General features: G+C 63.2%; 14 protein-coding genes and 1 pseudogene. 6 read left to right on the top strand and 9 right to left on the bottom strand.

The window, feature by feature from the left end; genetic code table 11:
- Positions 1 to 167: 167 nt before the first annotated feature.
- A complete protein-coding gene (locus QMK50_RS25325) occupies positions 168 to 1331 on the bottom strand; it encodes a DUF1624 domain-containing protein (RefSeq protein ID WP_320334305.1) in 1164 nt (387 codons plus the stop codon).
- A 157-nt stretch (positions 1332 to 1488) separates the two neighbouring features.
- On the opposite strand from QMK50_RS25325, the gene QMK50_RS25320 reads away from it, so the two are divergent.
- Positions 1489 to 2835, top strand: a complete 1347-nt coding sequence (locus tag QMK50_RS25320) for an OprD family porin (RefSeq protein ID WP_320334304.1) — start codon at positions 1489 to 1491, stop codon at positions 2833 to 2835.
- Positions 2836 to 2852: 17 nt separating this feature from the next.
- Here the strand turns inward: QMK50_RS25320 and QMK50_RS25315 are convergent.
- The 7 genes and pseudogenes from QMK50_RS25315 to QMK50_RS25285 form a co-directional block, all read right to left on the bottom strand.
- Positions 2853 to 2999: pseudogene (locus QMK50_RS25315) on the bottom strand (histidine kinase); the annotation flags it as partial.
- On the bottom strand, positions 2996 to 3373 hold the full coding sequence (gene nirD / locus QMK50_RS25310) for a nitrite reductase small subunit NirD (protein WP_095169042.1): 378 nt from the start codon (positions 3371 to 3373) through the stop codon (positions 2996 to 2998). The gene nirD and the pseudogene QMK50_RS25315, both read right to left, overlap by 4 nt.
- Positions 3373 to 5934 (bottom strand): nitrite reductase large subunit NirB, encoded by a 2562-nt coding sequence (gene nirB, locus QMK50_RS25305; protein WP_320334303.1) that lies wholly within the window; start codon positions 5932 to 5934, stop codon positions 3373 to 3375. The genes nirD and nirB overlap by 1 nt, the downstream gene beginning before the upstream one ends.
- A gap of 1265 nt (positions 5935 to 7199) precedes the next feature.
- Entirely contained in the window at positions 7200 to 7667 is a 468-nt protein-coding gene (gene msrA, locus QMK50_RS25300; RefSeq protein ID WP_320334302.1) for a peptide-methionine (S)-S-oxide reductase MsrA, read from the bottom strand.
- Positions 7664 to 8584 carry a homocysteine S-methyltransferase family protein gene (locus QMK50_RS25295; protein WP_320334301.1) on the bottom strand — a complete coding sequence of 307 codons (921 nt, stop codon included), beginning with the start codon at positions 8582 to 8584 and terminating at the stop codon, positions 7664 to 7666. The genes msrA and QMK50_RS25295 overlap by 4 nt, the downstream gene beginning before the upstream one ends.
- Complete coding sequence (locus tag QMK50_RS25290) at positions 8581 to 9630, bottom strand: glycine betaine ABC transporter substrate-binding protein (RefSeq protein ID WP_401130464.1); 1050 nt, start codon at positions 9628 to 9630, stop codon at positions 8581 to 8583. The genes QMK50_RS25295 and QMK50_RS25290 overlap by 4 nt, the downstream gene beginning before the upstream one ends.
- A gap of 14 nt (positions 9631 to 9644) precedes the next feature.
- On the bottom strand, positions 9645 to 11717 hold the full coding sequence (locus QMK50_RS25285; protein WP_320334300.1) for an ATP-binding cassette domain-containing protein: 2073 nt from the start codon (positions 11715 to 11717) through the stop codon (positions 9645 to 9647).
- Positions 11718 to 12001: 284 nt separating this feature from the next.
- Between QMK50_RS25285 and QMK50_RS25280 the strand changes: the two genes are divergently transcribed.
- Both QMK50_RS25280 and QMK50_RS25275 read left to right on the top strand, forming a co-directional pair.
- Positions 12002 to 12163: a hypothetical protein gene (locus QMK50_RS25280; protein ID WP_174244572.1), complete on the top strand. Its 162-nt coding sequence runs from the start codon at positions 12002 to 12004 to the stop codon at positions 12161 to 12163.
- Between the two features lie 53 nt (positions 12164 to 12216).
- Positions 12217 to 12807, top strand: coding sequence for a helix-turn-helix domain-containing protein (locus tag QMK50_RS25275; RefSeq protein WP_413787329.1), 591 nt, complete (start codon positions 12217 to 12219; stop codon positions 12805 to 12807).
- 184 nt (positions 12808 to 12991) lie between these two features.
- Here the strand turns inward: QMK50_RS25275 and QMK50_RS25270 are convergent, their stop codons facing one another.
- Positions 12992 to 13501 (bottom strand): hypothetical protein, encoded by a 510-nt coding sequence (locus tag QMK50_RS25270; protein WP_162530200.1) that lies wholly within the window; start codon positions 13499 to 13501, stop codon positions 12992 to 12994.
- Between the two features lie 428 nt (positions 13502 to 13929).
- Between QMK50_RS25270 and QMK50_RS25265 the strand changes: the two genes are divergently transcribed.
- The 3 genes from QMK50_RS25265 to QMK50_RS25255 are packed head-to-tail and all read left to right on the top strand — an operon-like array spanning position 13930 to position 16861.
- Positions 13930 to 14829, top strand: coding sequence for an ABC transporter substrate-binding protein (locus QMK50_RS25265; RefSeq protein WP_237234984.1), 900 nt, complete (start codon positions 13930 to 13932; stop codon positions 14827 to 14829).
- Positions 14829 to 15992: a phosphotransferase enzyme family protein gene (locus tag QMK50_RS25260; protein ID WP_320334299.1), complete on the top strand. Its 1164-nt coding sequence runs from the start codon at positions 14829 to 14831 to the stop codon at positions 15990 to 15992. The genes QMK50_RS25265 and QMK50_RS25260 overlap by 1 nt, the downstream gene beginning before the upstream one ends.
- The gene (locus QMK50_RS25255) at positions 15989 to 16861 is read left to right on the top strand and encodes a sulfurtransferase (RefSeq protein ID WP_320334298.1); all 873 of its coding nucleotides are present in this window, start codon (positions 15989 to 15991) and stop codon (positions 16859 to 16861) included. The genes QMK50_RS25260 and QMK50_RS25255 overlap by 4 nt, the downstream gene beginning before the upstream one ends.
- Positions 16862 to 16958 lie beyond the last annotated feature (97 nt).

Raw genomic sequence — 16958 nt, 5'->3', positions numbered from 1 at the left:
TTGCACAGCCACCCGCGGGTACGGGCGCTGCAATCTACAAACGCTTTTATCAAAGCGCCAATGGACCGGACGTGTCTACTGTCAGAGTTGACAGGTACTTGCTTCTCTAACCGCCCGCAGACTTGCACGCTGCGGGACGGCCCCCAGCAGAAAATCAGCAAGTGCGACTAAAAATACTTGAGCCAAACCAAATCCCGGCGACGGCTCTTGAGCCTTGAAAACCAGCGCACCGGCAGGTACAGGGTCAACGCCAACAGCCCCGCCGCCAACCACACCGCCCACACGGAATCAAACCCGTAGTAGCTGCCCTGATTCAGGCCAAAACACGCCACTGCCAACAGGTAGGCGAACTTCAAGACGTACAGGTGCAACAGGTAAAAGAACATCGGTGCCGAGCCGAACACGCTCAACACCAGGATCCAGCGGCTGCCCTGGCGCCGTTCGAACCCGCGCAACAGCAGCAGGCCGAGGCTCAGGGTCAGGGTGATGAACAGCAGGGACGGCGGGTACTTGGTGATGTTGAAAAAGCTCATCAGCGTCTGCAGGGTACTCTCGCCCTGGACCCAAGGTTTGTCGCCGTAGCCGTTGAGCAAGCGCAACCCGACAAAACCCGCCAGCCCGGCGATACCGCCGATCCAGAGTGCACGTTGGCGCCAGGCGGCATCACTGGCCTGGGCGAACCAGGGGCCGATGGCATATCCCAGGCCGATCACGCCGATCCACGGCAGCACCGGGTAGGAGGTACGCAGGCGCAGGCCTTCGCTGAACTCGATCCAGCCGCGGTCATGCAGCACCGCCCACGGCACATGCAGCGCCGACTCCAGCGCAAAGTGCAGGCCGTCCAGCAGGTTGTGCCCGGCGATGATCAGCAGGCTCAAGCCCAGCAACAACGGGCGTGGCAGCCAGACCAGCGCCGACAGGGCCAGCATGCTCAGGCCGATGGCCCAGATCACCTGCAGGTAGATCACAGTCGGCGGAATCTGGAAGGTCCAGGCGAAGTTCACCAGGGTGATTTCCAGCAGCACCAGGAACAACCCGCGCTTGAACAGGAACCCGCAGACATCCGCCTTGCCCGCGTATTTTTCGCCATACAGGTAGGCAGACAGGCCCGTGAGCAGGACAAAGATCGGCGCACACAGATGGGCCAGGGTGCGGCTCAGGAACAGCGCGGGTTCGGTCGTGGCAATGTCCATGGGGTCGCTGACCTGGCGGTGCAGCAGAAAGGTTTCGCGCACATGGTCGAGCAACATGAACAGAATCACCAAGCCCCGCAGGGCATCGATGGACAGCAACCGGCCAGCGCCGGCGGGTCGGACAACAGCATTTGTCATGGGGGGTTCGCAACGCAGAGGGTGGAGGAAACGGCCTGTCTTGGGCCTTTGGGCTTGATATTTTGTGTAATAGTATTACATTACGCAACCCGTTCGAAACCCCGTTGCACAGGCATGCGCTGTCAGCCTGCCCAAGGTGTATGCAAGGACCCCATACATGATCAGATTCAAGCGTCTCGCCCTGCCCTTCGCCCTCGCCGCGCAGTCCACCACGTTGCTGGCTGGCTCGGCCCAGGAAGAGTCTCGCGGGCTGGTCGAGGACAGTCGCTGGAGCCTGCTCAACCGCAGTGTCCTGGACCACCGCGAATACCAGCACGGCGCGCGCAACAACGCCGCACGCAATGCCTACAAGCCGCGCAACGAACGCAGTGGCAATGCTCAGGAGTGGGGATACGGATTGATGGGCAGCCTGCAGTCCGGGTTTACCCAGGGCCTGGTCGGGGTGGGCGTCGATGCCCATTCCTATGCCGCCTGGCAGTTGGACAGTGGCGGCGGTCGGGCCGGCAAGGCGCGTTTGCTCGGGCTCGATAACGCCGGTCATCCCAAGGACCAGTTCGGCCGTGGCGGCGCGGCGCTCAAGCTGCGCACCTCCTCGACCACCCTCAGTTACGGTGAGCAACGGGTCAAGACCCCGGTCTTCAGTTCATCCGACAGTCGCCTGCTGCCGGAAACCTCCACCGGGTTCTTTCTCAACAGCCAGGAGTTCGCCGGCTGGAAAATGCTGGGTGGTCACTTCAACGAAAGCACCGACCGCAACGCCAGCAGCCACGACCAGGGGTTTGTGGTGAATTATTCCAACGCCAGGCAAGGCAACAATTTCGACCTTGCCGGGCTGGTCTACGACGGGATTGAAGGGCTTTCCACCAGCCTGTACAGCGCACACTACGAAGACAGCTGGCGCCAACATTACCTGGGCAGCACTTACAGCCATGCCCTGGGGCTCGACCAGACGCTGACGCTGAACCTCAACCTGTACCGTACCCTCGACACCGGGCAGGCCTGGTCGGGCAAGATCGACAACACCACCTGGAGCCTGCTCTCCAGCTACCGCAACGGTGCTCATACCTTCAGCCTGGGCTACCAGAAAGTCGATGGCGATACGCCCTTCGACTACGTGACCCGGGGTGCGATCTACCTCACCAATGCCGTGCAACTCTCGGATTTCAACGCCCCCAACGAGCAATCCTGGCAGGCCCGTTACGACCTGGGCTTGCAGGCGCTCGGCTGGCCCGGCCTGGTGCTCAGCGCCGCCTATGTGCGCGGCAGCAACATTGATGGGCGCCACGTCGACCCGGCAGGCGGCTATGCCTACCTGGGCTACGGTGAGGGCGGCAAGCATTGGGAGCGCGACCTGGAAGCCCGCTATGTGGTGCAAAGCGGCCCGGCCAAGGACCTGGCCCTGTCACTGCGGCACAACCTGCACCGCGGCAACACCGCCCAGGCAGAACTCGACACCGAGCAGATTCGCCTGGCCGTCGAGTACCCCCTGAACGGACGCTTCTGAGTCAGCCAATCACAGGCTCAGTGCCCGCGAATGTAATGCTCCAACTGGCGGATCAGATCGGCCTGTTCGACGATGGCCTGCTTGACCAGATCGCCAATCGACAGCAGCCCGATCAATTGCCCCGCCTCCAGCACCGGCAGGTGACGCAGGTGGCTGTCGATCAATCGTTGGCCACGTCCACTTGCACCTGCCCACCTTCAAGGCGCACCGGCCAGACTCGCAGGCGCTGTTGCGGATACTCCAGGCAATACCCGTCCTCGAGTCGAAAGTGCTGTTTGTACAGGGGCGACGCCACCACCAGCTCGCCCTTGAGGCTGCCCACCAGCCCGCGACCGATGACGTAGGCGCCCGATTGCGGATCGTGGTTGTCGATGGCATACAGCGTCTTGCCCTCGGCCTGCGGCAGGTAGAACAGCGCCACTTGTGCGCCGTCGAGCCACACCACCACCCCCGAGTTGTCGACCAGATCGTGCTGGCTGCACACCGATTGCCAGAGGGGTGAACGGGCGGCGGCGCGCGGGGAATTGGACAGGTTCATCAGGCAAGCTCCTCGGTGACAGGGATAAGGTTGAGTTCGGCGGCCATGATGGGCCGGCGTTGCCCACGCTCCTCGACAAAATGAATGCTCGGGTCGGGACGCTCGTCGTTGACGAAGGTACGGAAGCGCTTGAGTTTGTCCGGGTCCTTGAGGGCATTGGCCCACTCGCACTCATAACGGTTGACCACCAGTTGCATCTGCGATTCCAGCTCCTCGCCCAGCCCCAGGCTGTCGTCGATGACCACCTGCTTGAGGTAATCCAGCCCGCCCTCCAGGCTCTCGCGCCAGACCGAGGTGCGCTGCAATTTGTCGGCGGTGCGGATGTAGAACATCAGGAAACGGTCGATGTAGCGGATCAGGGTCGCGTCATCCAGATCGGTGGCAAACAGCTCGGCGTGCCGCGGACGCATGCCGCCGTTGCCGCACAGGTACAGGTTCCAGCCCTTCTCGGTGGCAATCACACCGACGTCCTTGCTCTGGGCCTCGGCGCACTCACGGGTGCAGCCGGAGACCGCGAACTTGAGCTTGTGCGGCGCGCGCAGCCCTTTGTAGCGATCCTCGATCAGCAAGGCCATGGCCACGCTGTCCTGCACCCCGTAGCGGCACCAGGTGCTGCCGACGCAGGACTTCACCGTGCGGGTCGACTTGCCATAGGCATGCCCGGTTTCAAAACCGGCTTCGATCAGCTCGCCCCAGATCTGCGGCAACTGGTGCAACTGGGCGCCGAACAGGTCGATGCGCTGGCCACCGGTGATCTTGGTGTACAGCTGGTACTTCTTCGCCACCTGGCCGATCACGATCAGCTTCTCGGCGCTGATCTCGCCCCCGGCGATACGTGGCACCACCGAATAGGTGCCGTTTTTCTGCATGTTGGCCATGAAGGTGTCGTTGGTGTCCTGCAACGGCACCAGCGAGGCGTCCATGATCGGCTGGTTCCAGCACGAGGCGAGGATCGAGCCCACGGCCGGTTTGCACACATCGCAACCGGTGTGTCCACGGCCATGCCGGGCCAACAGTTCTTCGAAACTGTGCAGCCCTTCGACCCGCACCAGGGCGTAGAGCTCCTGCCGGGTAAAGGCGAAGTGTTCGCACAGGCTCTTGTCGACACTCACACCACGGGCGATCAACTCGTGCTCGAACACCTGCTTGAGCAGGCCGGAGCAACCGCCACAGCCGGTGCAGGCCTTGGTTTGCGTCTTGAGCTGGGCAAGATCGCTGCAGCCGCCGTCGATGGCCGAACAGATCGCGCCCTTGCTGACGTTATGGCACGAACAGACCGTGGCCGACTCGGGCAAGGCGCCCGGACCCAGGGTGGGCGCGCCGGTCGAGGATGGCAGGATCAGGCTGGCCGGTTCGGCCGGCAGGGCAATGCCGTTCTGGGCGTACTGCAGCAAGGTGTCGTAGTAGCTGTTGTCGCCCACCAGCACCGCCCCCAGCACCTGCTTGCCGGATGCGTCGACCACCAGCCGGCGGTAGCTGGCGCTGGCCTCGTCGATGAACTGGTAACTACGCGCGCCCGGGGTGTGGGCATGGGCATCGCCGATGGAGCCGACGTCGACCCCCAGCAGCTTGAGCTTGGTCGACATGTCCGCGCCGATGAAGGGCTCAGCGTCCTGCTCGCACAACTGCGCGGCGACACTGCGGGCCATCTGGTAGCCCGGCGCGACCAGGCCGAACAGGCTGCCGTTCCACGAGGCACACTCGCCGATGGCGTAGATATGCGGGTCGCTGCTCAGGCACTGGTCGTCGATCACCACCCCGCCACGCGGGCCGATGTTCAATGCGCATTGGCGAGCCAGGGCATCCTGGGCGCGGATCCCGGCGGAGAACACGATCAGGTCGGTTTCCAGGCTTTCTTCGTTGGCAAAGTTCATCCGATAGCGGTACTGCTCGCCGGCACTGATCGATTGCGTAGCGCGGGACAAGTGCACGCCGACACCCAGCCGTTCGATTTGCGACTTCAGCGCCAGGCCACCCAGCTCGTCCAGTTGCACCGGCATCAGGCGCGGGGCAAATTCCACCACATGGGCTTCCAGGCCGAGGCTTTTCAGGGCATTGGCCGCCTCCAGGCCGAGCAGCCCCCCGCCCACCACCACACCGCGCTGTGCATTGCTGGCAGCGCGGCGGATGGCGTCGAGGTCTTCGAGGGTGCGATAGACCAGCCGCGAGTCGCCTTCGGCGCCTTCGATGTCCGGTACAAAGGGATAGGATCCGGTGGCCAGGACCAGGGTGTCGTAGGCGACGCTGCCCTGGGCGGTGATCACCTGGCGCCGGGCACGGTCGATTTCCAGCACCGGCACTCCCAGGTGCAAGGTGACCCCCGGCGTCTGGTACAGCGCCGCGTCGGACAATGCCAGTGACTCGGCATCACGTCCGGTGAAGTATTCGGACAGGTGCACCCGGTCATAGGCCCGCACCGGTTCCTCGCTGAAGACATGCAGCTGATAGCGCCCAAGGGCGCCGCGCTCGATCAACTGTTCGACACAATGATGGCCGACCATGCCGTTTCCGATCACGACCAGGGTTTGCAAGGTGTTCAACGCGGCAACATTGGAGTTCATAAGTAGCACCCGATCACTGTTCTAAAAGCAAAAAAAAACGCCTGAAACCTTACGGTTCCAGGCGTCTTTGCCTGTTCATTTGCGCTGTGCAAACCCGACTGCTGTGCCCGGTTCAACGCTGCTGCCCACGACCTGTGCGGCCAATCGATCGTCGTTGACCGAGGGGGCTGCCTGGACGACGGTGTTGCTGCGCGCCAGGCCTGCGAGATGTATTGCAGCCTTTGTGCCAGGATCGCGGTCAGCCCCGCTCAGCCGCGATTCAGGGCGCTTGCAGGCCATGTACGGCGGCGCCCGGACTGGCTCGACCAGCCTGCGGCGTGACTTGGCTTAGTGCACGGAGGGTGGCGCGGGCTTTATAACAGTGCATCGCCGGGCGACGTTCCGCTTGCCCGCGATGGGCATCGGTATCTACACAACTTTGTAGCGGTCTGTGGCGAGGGGGCTTGCTACCGTGGCGGCCTCTGGGGGGTTGGATTAGACCGAGTACATATCCATTTCTTTGGTAACGGCCTCCTATGGTTCCGCTTTTACAGCGGCTCACTTTGGAGGAGCCCAAAAGTAAGCAAAAGGCTCTTGCCCCACCACTTGGCACCTCGCTTGGGCTCGGTGTGCCCTCACTCCGGCTTGAATCCGTGGGCCGCCGCCACGCGCCATCCATGGCGCGGGGCGGCTAACCCGGCGTCCTGCCGGGTTACCCACGGCTTCAAGCCTGCGTTCGGCCAGCGTGGTTAACGGGGCGCCCAGGATCAAAAGCCAAAGCCAGATCAAAAGATTGCTGACTTCGTCAGCGTCTTGGGAAGTAGAAGCTACACCGCGCATGCCCCAGTGATCAGGTCGGCTTTCAGGCCGCCTCGCTTTGTTTTTGATCCTGGGCGCCCCGTTAACCACGCTGGCCGGAGTCCGATATTGATTTGGGGGGTAAACCGGCAGGACGCCGGTTTAGCCGCACAGGGCCAGGGAGGGCCCATTGCGGCGGCCCCCCAAATCAATGTCGGAGTACGGGCATGCCGAGCCTAAGCGAGGCACCGAGTGGTGGGGTAAGAGCCTTTTGCTTACTTTTGGGCTGTTCAAAAGTGAGCCGCCGTCAGGCGGAACCATAGGAGGCCGTTACCGCAAAAATGGATATGTACTCGGTCTAATCCAACACCCTGGCCGGCCCACAGGCGCAACGTCACACCACAGTTGTGTAGATACCTATGCCACGATGGCGCCGCCACTACCAACATCGATGACACCTGACACCCACGATGCTTTCAAGGCCGCCCTCAGATCGAACAACTGCTGGCACCGTGTTTTTCCAGGTAGCGCTGGTGCGCTTCATCTGCCAACTGGAACTCCCCCAGGGGCACTATCACCGTTGCCAATGGCTTGCCCAAGCGCCCGGACGCGTCCAGTAGCTGTTTCGCGGCCTGGGCACTGGTCGCCTGTTGCGCCGAGCTGAAAAACAACGCCGAGCGGTATTTGACCCCGATATCCGCCCCCTGGCGGTCGACCGAGGTCGGGTCGTGCAGGGTCCAGAAATGTTCGATCAGGTGCGTATAGGAAATCACCCGGGGATCGAAGTCGACCTGCACCACTTCAATCAACGCCGGCTCGCCATCGGCCGAACGTGCGAAGCCGACCCGGCTATCGAGTACCCCGGGCAGCGCCCGCAAGTATGCCTCCGCGCCCCAGAAACAACCGGCGCCAAAGGTCGCCTGTTCCAACAACACGGACTGCTCCACCTCACTCATGCTTCTACCTCCAGTTCCTGCTCGATCAAATGCTGGTGCAACTGGGCGATGTGTTCCGGGCCGATGCCACAGCAGCCGCCGACGATGTTGGCGCCAACGGCCACCCAGGACTTGGCCCAGTGCAGGTACGCCTGGGGTCCCAGGTCGGAACGAATCTCCAGCAGGGTGCTATTGGCTTTCGCCTCGGCGTCCACCGCCGGGAAGGCATTGGCGTAGACCCCCAGCTCAATGGCCAGGCCCAGGCCGCGGATGACGTCGGCGGCCTCACTCAATGCCGCGGCCATGACTTCTGGCTGACTGCAATTGAACAGTACCGCTTGTGCTCCCAGTCCGGCCGCCACGCGCACCGCCTCGGCCACCGGTTCGGCGGAACGCAGGCGTGGCGGCTGGCCCACTTCATCGAGCAACGTGAACGATAGCCACAACGGTTTGCTGTCGCCGGCCAGTGCTTCGGCTACCGCCTGGATTTCGGCAATGGAACTCTGGGTTTCCGCCAGCCAGACGTCGACATGAGCCTGCAAGCCGGCGATCAACTGGCGATGAATTGCCACCGAACGCGAGTGGTCGAACAGGTCCGGTCGATAGGAGCCCAGGGCTGGCGGCAGCGAGCCGGCTACAGTGACCGCTTCGCCACTGGCCGTCGCCGCCTGCCGCGCCAGGCGCCCGGCCCGCTCGGCAAGCGCCAGGCCATGCTCGGCAAAACGCGCCTCGCCAATATGAAAAGGCACCACCGCGTAGCTGTTGCTGGTGATGACCCGCGCACCGGCGTCGATGAAAGCCTGGTGGGCCCGCAGCACATACTGCGGTGCCTCGATCAGCGCCAGTGCCGACCATTCCGGCTGCCGGAACGGCGCGCCAATGCGCTGCAGCTCGCGCCCCATGCCACCATCGAGCAATCGCAAGGAAGGCCGGCTCATGGGATCGCACTCACGGTCGGTGCCGAAGCCTGCAACCACTGGTCCACGGTGCTGGCATGGGCTTGGACCCAGGCCTTGGCCGCTACGTCAGCCGGTTGCTGTTCCTTCTCGATCTTCAGGATCAGTTCGTTGAGCTGCGCCGGTTCGATCGCGACATTGCGCAGGAACTCGGCAATTTTCGGTGCCCGCTGCTGCAACGCGGCCGAGGCCAGCACATGGACCTTGGCGTCCGGGAAGGCGCAGGTGATCTGGCTCTTGTTCAGCCAATCCGGGTCGACGGTCGGGCTGATGAATTTCCAGCAACCATCGGCCTTGTACAGCGGATCGCCTTTTTTGTTGTCCTGGGCATAGCCATCGAAGGCCGGTTCTTCCAGGCGGCGCAGATCGAAGGCGGAGAAAATCCAGTCCGGGGTGTAGGCGTAGAACACCACGCCGCGCTCGGCCTTGTAGGCGCTAGCCAGTTTGGCGTAGGTCACCGAAGCCTCGGTGGAGACCGCCTCGAACTTGTCGGCAAACCCGTAATCCTTGGCCTTGATCTGGCCGATGTAGGTGGACTCCCAACCCGCCGGCCCCACCAGCAACTGCGCCTTGCCACCGCCCAGGGGTTCGAAGAACTTCGCCACTTCCGGTTTTTTCAGGTCGTATACCGATTTGACGCCGTACTTGTCCTGCAAGTACCCGGGGATGTAGAAGCCCTGCTCGCCAGCATAGGGGTGGGCATTGGGCACCAGCGAACGGGTGCCGCCGGTGACGTATTTGGCCCAGGCGGCCGATTGGTTCGGCAACCAGATGTCGGTCAGCACGTCCACCGATCCATCGCCCTTGGACGCGGCGCTCAACAGCACCGCGACGTCCCCCGCCAGGTACGAGACATCACCATCGAGACGGCTGCTGATGACTTCGCCGAGGATGTGCTGAATGGCAATGGCACCGGTCCAGTTCTGTTCGCCGATGACGATTTTTTCCTTGGCCAGCAATGCCGGTGGAGCAATCAGCGAGGCCAGCAATGCCACTGCGCCCAGGGTGCGCGATAAGGGTTTGTTCACGATAAGCCTCACGTTCAGTTGTAGGTCGGGTCTTGCTTGCGCAAGCTCGATTGAATGATTCGATCCGGGATCAGCGCGCACAGGACAATCGCCGCGCCGGCGAGCATGCCTTCGCCACCCTTGATGTTGCGCAACGCCGTCATCACGTCGTAACCGAGCCCGCCGGCCCCGATCAGGGCGGCCACGACCACCATCGACAGGCTCATGACCAGGGTCTGGTTGATCCCCAGCAACAGCGAGCGCCGGGCCAGTGGCAGTTGCACCTTGACCAGGGTCTGCCAGCTACTGGCGCCATGAGCCACAGCCGCTTCGACGGCATCCTTGGGCACCTCCTGGATACCCAGGGAGGTCAGGCGGATCATCGGCGCCAGGGCGAAAATCACCGTGGCAATCACCGCCGGGGTCTTGCCCACGGAAAAGAACGCCACGGCCGGGATCAGGTACACGAAGGTCGGCAGGGTCTGCATCACATCCAGCAGCGGTGTGACCACGCGGCGCACCCATGGTCGGCGCGCCAGCAGGATGCCGGTGGGCACGCCGATCACCAGAGCAATCAGCACCGAGGACCCCACCAGCGCCAGGGTGGCAATGGTGCGCTCCCAGAAGCCGAACAGGCCGATGTACAGCAGTGCGGCGCTGCTGGTCAGCGCGAGTGCCAGGCCGGCCGATCGCCAGGAGAGCAACACCAGGGCCAGGGCCGAGACCGGCCAGGGCAGCCAGCCCAGCAGACTCTCAATGCCTTCGATGACCGTGCGCACCGCGACTATCACCCCGACAAAGGCGCCTTCGAAAGTCACCTGCGACCAACTGATGAACTGGTCAATGCTCTGCGCCGTCACCAGCAGCAACTGGCGATTGGCCGGGAACTGCAGCAACGCGCTGCTGGTGTCGGCAGTGATCACCCGCCAGATCACCAGGACCTGGCAGACCAACAACAGCGTCAACGGCAGCGCCCAATCCGAGCCACCGCCGCGCACCGGACGGGCGCTGAGCGTCAGCGCGCTGTAGCGACTGGCAACCAGCACCAGCGTCGCCAGCAGCACCGTCAGCCAGGCCGAGCTAAGCAATCCTTGGCCGAGGGCTGCCAAGGCGCCCAGTTCACTGGCAAAAGCCAGCCAGAACAGCCCGCCCCTACCCCGCGCCGCCAACGCCGCTGGCCCCAGCAACAACGCTTGCCAGGCCGACAGACCGGGACTATAGGAAGGCGCGCGTGGTTGGCTGGGCAGTCGGGCCGCGACCTTGGTCGACGTTTTTGCAGGGGCGCTGGCCGGCGCGCAGTCACGGAAAAAGTCCGCGACTTCGGCGTCGGCCGGCTGCTCCAGCAATTGTTCAGGCGTGCCCAGTTGCACCAGGCGGCCATGGCGCAACACCGCAATGCGGTCTGCCAGGCGCAAGGCTTCGGCCGGGTCGTGGGTAACCAGTAAAGTGCTGATCCCGCGTGCGCGGGCCAGGGCCAGGAAATGGCTCTGCAGGTCGCGGCGGATGGTCGGGTCGAGGGCGCTGAACGGCTCATCCATCAACAGAATGTCCGGCTCCGTCACCAGCGCCCGGGCCAGCCCGACGCGCTGGCGCATGCCGCCCGACAGTTCATGGGGATAATGCTCGCCCCAGCCTTGCAGCCCGACCGCCTGCAACTGCACGGCTGCCGCCGCATGCCGCTGCGCCTCGGGCTCGCCACGCAACTCCAGGGGCAAGGCCACGTTGTCCAAGACCGTGCGGTGCGGCAACAAGCCAAAATGCTGGAACACCATGCCAATGCGCCGCGAACGCAACTCACGCAGGGCCTTGTTGCTCAAGCCACTGATCGCCTGGCCGTCAATCAGCACTTCGCCGCTGGAAGGCTCGATCAAGCGGTTGATGTGCCGCAGCAAGGTCGACTTGCCACTGCCGGAAGTGCCCATCAGGCACAACACTTCACCACGCAGGACTTTCAGGTTGACGTTGCTGACCGCCGGCGCTGCGTCGTTCTGCCCGTAGGCCTTGGTCACGTCGCGCAACTCAAGCACCACGTCCGCTTCGAGTGCGGGCGCATCCGGGGCTGGGGTCTCGATCCGGGCGCTGGCCAGAGAGGATTGGATAAGGGTCACAGGCGTTCTCGACAAGCAGGCCCGAGCGCGACACAGCGCACCCGGGATGGAAAAAGGGACGAGGCGGCAGGCATGGCTTGGCGCCGTGACATAAAGCTAATCGATCTTAAAAAGTACAAATAAATACTTTTTTGGAATTAGCTTAGGCGTCTATTTCCCGTTCTCTTGCTTACACCTTTAAGAACCAAAACGAATTAATAAATAGAAAATCATTATTTATCGATATAACAATTTCCGCGTAGGCTCAGTCCATCCCGTCATTCATCACCACAGTGAAGTGCCCCATGAATCCGACTGACAACCTCATCGACTTCGCCAGCTACCGCAAACGCAAACAGGCTCAACAACGGGCACGGGCCATGTGGGATATGTACACGCTGCAGGCCGGCCTGCAGACCTTCACCACGGCCCGGCCGACGGCCAGCACCGAGACCCGCCACGCGTGAACGCCCAGGGTCCCGTGCGCTTTCTCGCCAGCGCCGACGAACCGGTGCTCGATCTGAACCACTTGCAGCCTCAGGAAGAAGATCCGATTTGTCAGCGGGTCGCGCAAAACCTGCAGCGCCTGCGGGGCAAGCGCCACCTGTCCCTGGACGCACTGGCCCGCCAGTGCGGCGTGAGCCGGGCGATGCTGGCGCAGATCGAATCCGGCCGCAGCGTGCCCTCGATCAAGGTGCTGTGCAAAATTGCCAAGGGCTTGAAAGTCTCGGTCGCGGCGTTTCTCGAACACCGCGCGTTCGAAGGGGTCGCGGTCTTGTCGGCCAACCAGAGCAAACGCCTGGTCAGCGCCAATGGCGCCTTCGTCAGCCGCGCACTGTTCCCGTTCGACGTGGCACGCCAATCGGAATTCTACGAACTGCGTCTGAGCCCCTTGGGCGAAGACCAATCCGCAGGCCATGGCCCGGGCGTGCAGGAAAACCTGGTGGTGGCCCAGGGCGTGCTGGAAATCAGTGTCAACGAAGAACGCTACCTGCTCTCCACCGGCGACTCAATCCTGTTCTACGCCGACCAGCCCCACCGCTATCGCAACCCAGCGGACAGCGAAGCAGTGGCGTATCTGGTAGTGACGTATCCGGAACGCCTGGACTGACCGGCCAACAGCGGCTTGCTCGCGAAAACCTCAAGTACGACGCGTGCATCCAGGCAGCACGCGTCATCGTTGACGACCATCGCGAGCAGGCTCGCTCCCACAATGAGGCTCCAGGTGTTCGCAGGATTTGCAGACACCCAGGGGCGAATGCTGAGGATCCACCCCCGCCCTCAAAAGCCCCCAATCAGCAAGTGCAGCACATCATCGGCATGCCATTGCAGCTCATCATCATCGGCATGCTGCAATCGTTCATCATCTTCATCATCAACCCACAGCAGTTCTTCATCATGTCCATGTTCATGCCCGCCATCGGCATGATCTTGCACATCATGCTGTCAGCCTGAAGGCTGCACTCCATCACGCACTTCATCGACGGCATCGGCATGCCCATCACCGGCATCGGCATCATGGCGCCCATCATCGGCATGGCCATGCTCGCCTGGGACATGCACATCATGCTCATGTTGGCGCAATGCATCATCATCGGCATGCCGCAGTCCATCATCATCTGCATCATCTGCGCGCTGTTCTTGAACATCGCCATGTCCATGCCAGCGGCCGGCATCATCTTGCACATCATGCCGTCTTCGAGCATTTCGCAGCTCATGGTCGCCATCATCATCGGCATGCCCATCATCGGCATCATCGGCATGCTGCTGTTCATCGACATTGGCATCTGCATGGCATTCATCATGGTGGAGCTCCCGCAAGGATTAAATAGTTGGGTGAAGCGATGGCGCCGATTCTAAGGACTGGCTCTCCCACGACAAGACGCCCCCACAACAGCGAAAAACGCTGCGCCAACTCCATTAGTGCGGCACCGAGTGCCAATGCCGCTGTTACAACCCACTTAACGACGCAATCACAGATATAACCACCACTTCTGCACCCGTTCAGCGGTCATGGATATTCGACTGACAACTATCTAAATAACCCAAAGAAATAATCGTTCTAACAAGGACTCGATTATTTTCAGCAAACCGCTCTGGTGCAGGCTTCAGCGGGACTATCGGGTATATCCATAGTGATAAAAGATATTGGTATATACCAGATTCAGACCTTATAAATCGGCGCATTAAACGTTTGCACTGGAGTAGCAAATCGATGGTTGGTGTAAGGGTAATGCTCGAATACTTTCACCCCTGGCCTAATTCGGCAGGCCTGTACTTGGCCCGCGAACGCGGTTGGTACGCCGAGGCTGGGTTGGATGTCGAACTGGTAGTGCACGACCCTTGGCGCGGTGACACTCTCGAGCATCTGTTGACCGGGGCCGTGCACTTCGGATTGTTCCCCAGCAACCGCCTGCTGGTACGCCGCGCCCTGGGGCAACCGTTGCTGGGGGTAGCGGCGATCAACCATGCGGGCCTGGAATCGATCCAGACCCTCAGCGACTCCGGCATCCAGCGCCCACGGGACCTGGCGGGTCGGCGCCTGGCGCTCAATCCGACGCCCCGCGGCGTGGCCATGGTCCGGCATCTGATGCGGGTCGATGGCGGTGATCCCGACGCGCTGATCCTGGTGGACAGCGGCACCCGCGAGTTGCGGCCCGAGCAACTGGCCGCCGGCCTCGCCGATGCCAGTTTTGGCGGCTACTGGGCCTGGGAAGCACTGATGGACAGCCCGATCGCCGCCGAGCGGCGCGTGGTCTGGCCGGTCGACGAGCTTGGCGCCCCGGCCTATCACAGCTACCTGCTGGGAGCCCATGAACAGACCCTGCTGGACCAGCCCGAACTGACCCGCGCCTTTCTCGCCGCCACCGCCCGTGGCTACCTGGCTGCGGCCGCCGACCCGGCCAGCGCGCTGCAGGCCTATGAAAGCGCCACCCCGTACTTCCCCCGCGAGCTGCTGGCGCAATCGCTGCACGCCATCGCGCCGACCTGGCTGCACCAGGGAACCTGGGGCCAACAACGCGATGCCTTGCTCGAACCCTACGCCCACTGGCTGCACGCCAACCACGTGCTGTCCGATGCCCAGGCCTGGCGCCAGGCCACCAGCAACGCCTTCCTGCCGGAGCCGCTGTGATGGCCGCACACGAACCCTTCAGCGCCCACGGCCTGGGCCTGGAACCGGTGGCGGCGCAGTGGCCGCCGCTGCAGGCGGACGATGTCGCGCAACTGCTGCGCGGCTACCCGCAACTCGGCGCGCCGCTGCAACTGGACTGGCACAGCCCACGGCCGTTCTCGGCCGCCAGCCTGGTCCAGACCCAAAACACCCGGGTGTTCGTCAAACGCCACCCACAACAGGTACGCAACCCCGCCTGGCTGCGCGAAGAACACCGTTTCATGGCCCATCTGCGGCAACGCGGGGTGCCGGTGACCGAAGTGCTGGCCGACCGCGACGGCGACACGGCGATCGCTCAGGGCAAGTGGACCTACGAGGTGCATGCCCTGGCCGAAGGTCAGGACCTGTATCGCGACGCCTTGTCCTGGACGCCGTTTCTCAGCCAGCACCAGGCCTGGTCGGCCGGTCAATCGCTGGCCCGCTTGCACCGTGGCGCCGCGGACTTCCAGGCCCCGCCGCGCCAGGCCCAGGTGCTACTGGCCAACTTCAAGCTGTGCAGCGGTCCGGACCTGGCCGCCAGCCTGCATACGTTCATCCAGCGCGACCCGGCACTGGCGGCCTATATGGACCGCCAGCCATGGCGCGACGAGTTGCTGCCCCTGCTGCTGCCCTGGCATCGCCCACTGCAACCGCTGCTGGCCCGGCAACCCGGGTTATGGACCCATAACGACTGGCACGGCTCCAACCTGCTGTGGAGTTCCAGCACCGCCGACGCCCAGGTCAGCGGCGTGCTGGACTTTGGCCTGGCGGACCGCACCTTCGCCCTGTTCGACCTGGCCACCGCCATCGAACGCAACGCCATTCCCTGGCTGGAACTGGACAGCGGCGGGTCTGCCCCGGCGGCCCTCGACGACATCGACGCCTTGCTGGCCGGTTATGCCAGTGTCCTGCCGCTGTCGGCGGCCGAGCTTCTGACCCTGGCCGCCCTGCTGCCCCTGGTGCATGTGGATTTCGCCCTGTCGGAGATCGCCTACTTCAACGGCGTGGTCGGTTGCGCTGCGAGTGCCGACATCGCATACAAGGCTTACCTGATCGGTCACACCCGCTGGTTTTCGACTGACGCCGGCCACTGCCTGCTCGAACATCTACGGCGTCGTGCCGCCACCCGGAGTCAAGGTTCATGAACCCACTGATCAGCCCCCAGCAACTGGCCAGCCTGATGGCCGAAGACGCCAACCTGCTGATCCTCGACGCCAGCGTCGAACTGCCGGCACCGCGTTTCGACCGCGACTACCAGGTCGCCAGCGGGCGCGACGGTTGGTATCAGGCCCACATCCCCGGTGCCCTGCACGCCGACCTGCTGCATGACTTGGCCCTGCCCGACGCCTCGTTCAGTTTTGCCCTGCCCGGTGTCGAACACCTGGCGAGCGCCCTGGCCCGGCTGGGCCTGGATGGCGCTCGCCAGGTGGTGATCTACGATCGCAGCGAAGGTTTCTGGGCCGCACGCCTGTGGTGGATGCTGCGCAGCGTCGGGCTGGCGGCGCAGGTGCTCGACGGTGGTTTCAAGGCCTGGTGCGCAGCGGGTTTGCTCCAGGCACAGGGTATTGAACCGGTGCTGCCGGTGGCCGCCATGTCGCTGTCAGCCCGGCCAGGCTTGTGGATCGAGCGTGACGGTGTGCAGGCGATGGTGTCCGGTGAGCGACCGGGACTGCTGGTGTGCGCCCTGTCCCAGGCATTGTTCGAAGGCAGTGCCGCGAGCCGTTACGCGCGGCGCGGGCACATCCCCGGCAGTCGCAACCTGCCAGCGCGGCAATTGCTCGACGCAGATGGCCGGTACCTGTCACGCGACCAGTTGCAACAGCAACTCGCTGCGCTACTGCTCGACGTACCAGGGCCCTTGGTGCTGTATTGTGGCGGCGCAATTTCTGCGGCGGCCCTGGCCCTGGCGTTAACCCTGGTCGGCCGCGACGACGTGCTCTTGTATGATGGCTCGCTGCAAGAATGGGCCGCGGATTCAAACTTGCCGATGACCACCGGAGCAACTCCGGACTGATGCCCTCGGGGGCACGTATTTAACCTGATTTCCTGTTTTTTACCGCACAGCGCTTTCCTGGAGCGCACCTGGGCCCCTATGCCCGGTGTTCGCCTGC

It is taken from the genome of Pseudomonas sp. P5_152, assembly GCF_033989915.1.
In the GTDB taxonomy this organism is placed as follows: domain Bacteria; phylum Pseudomonadota; class Gammaproteobacteria; order Pseudomonadales; family Pseudomonadaceae; genus Aquipseudomonas.
Note: the sequence above shows the minus strand (reverse complement) of the source record. Positions and strands in the feature narration are given on the sequence as shown.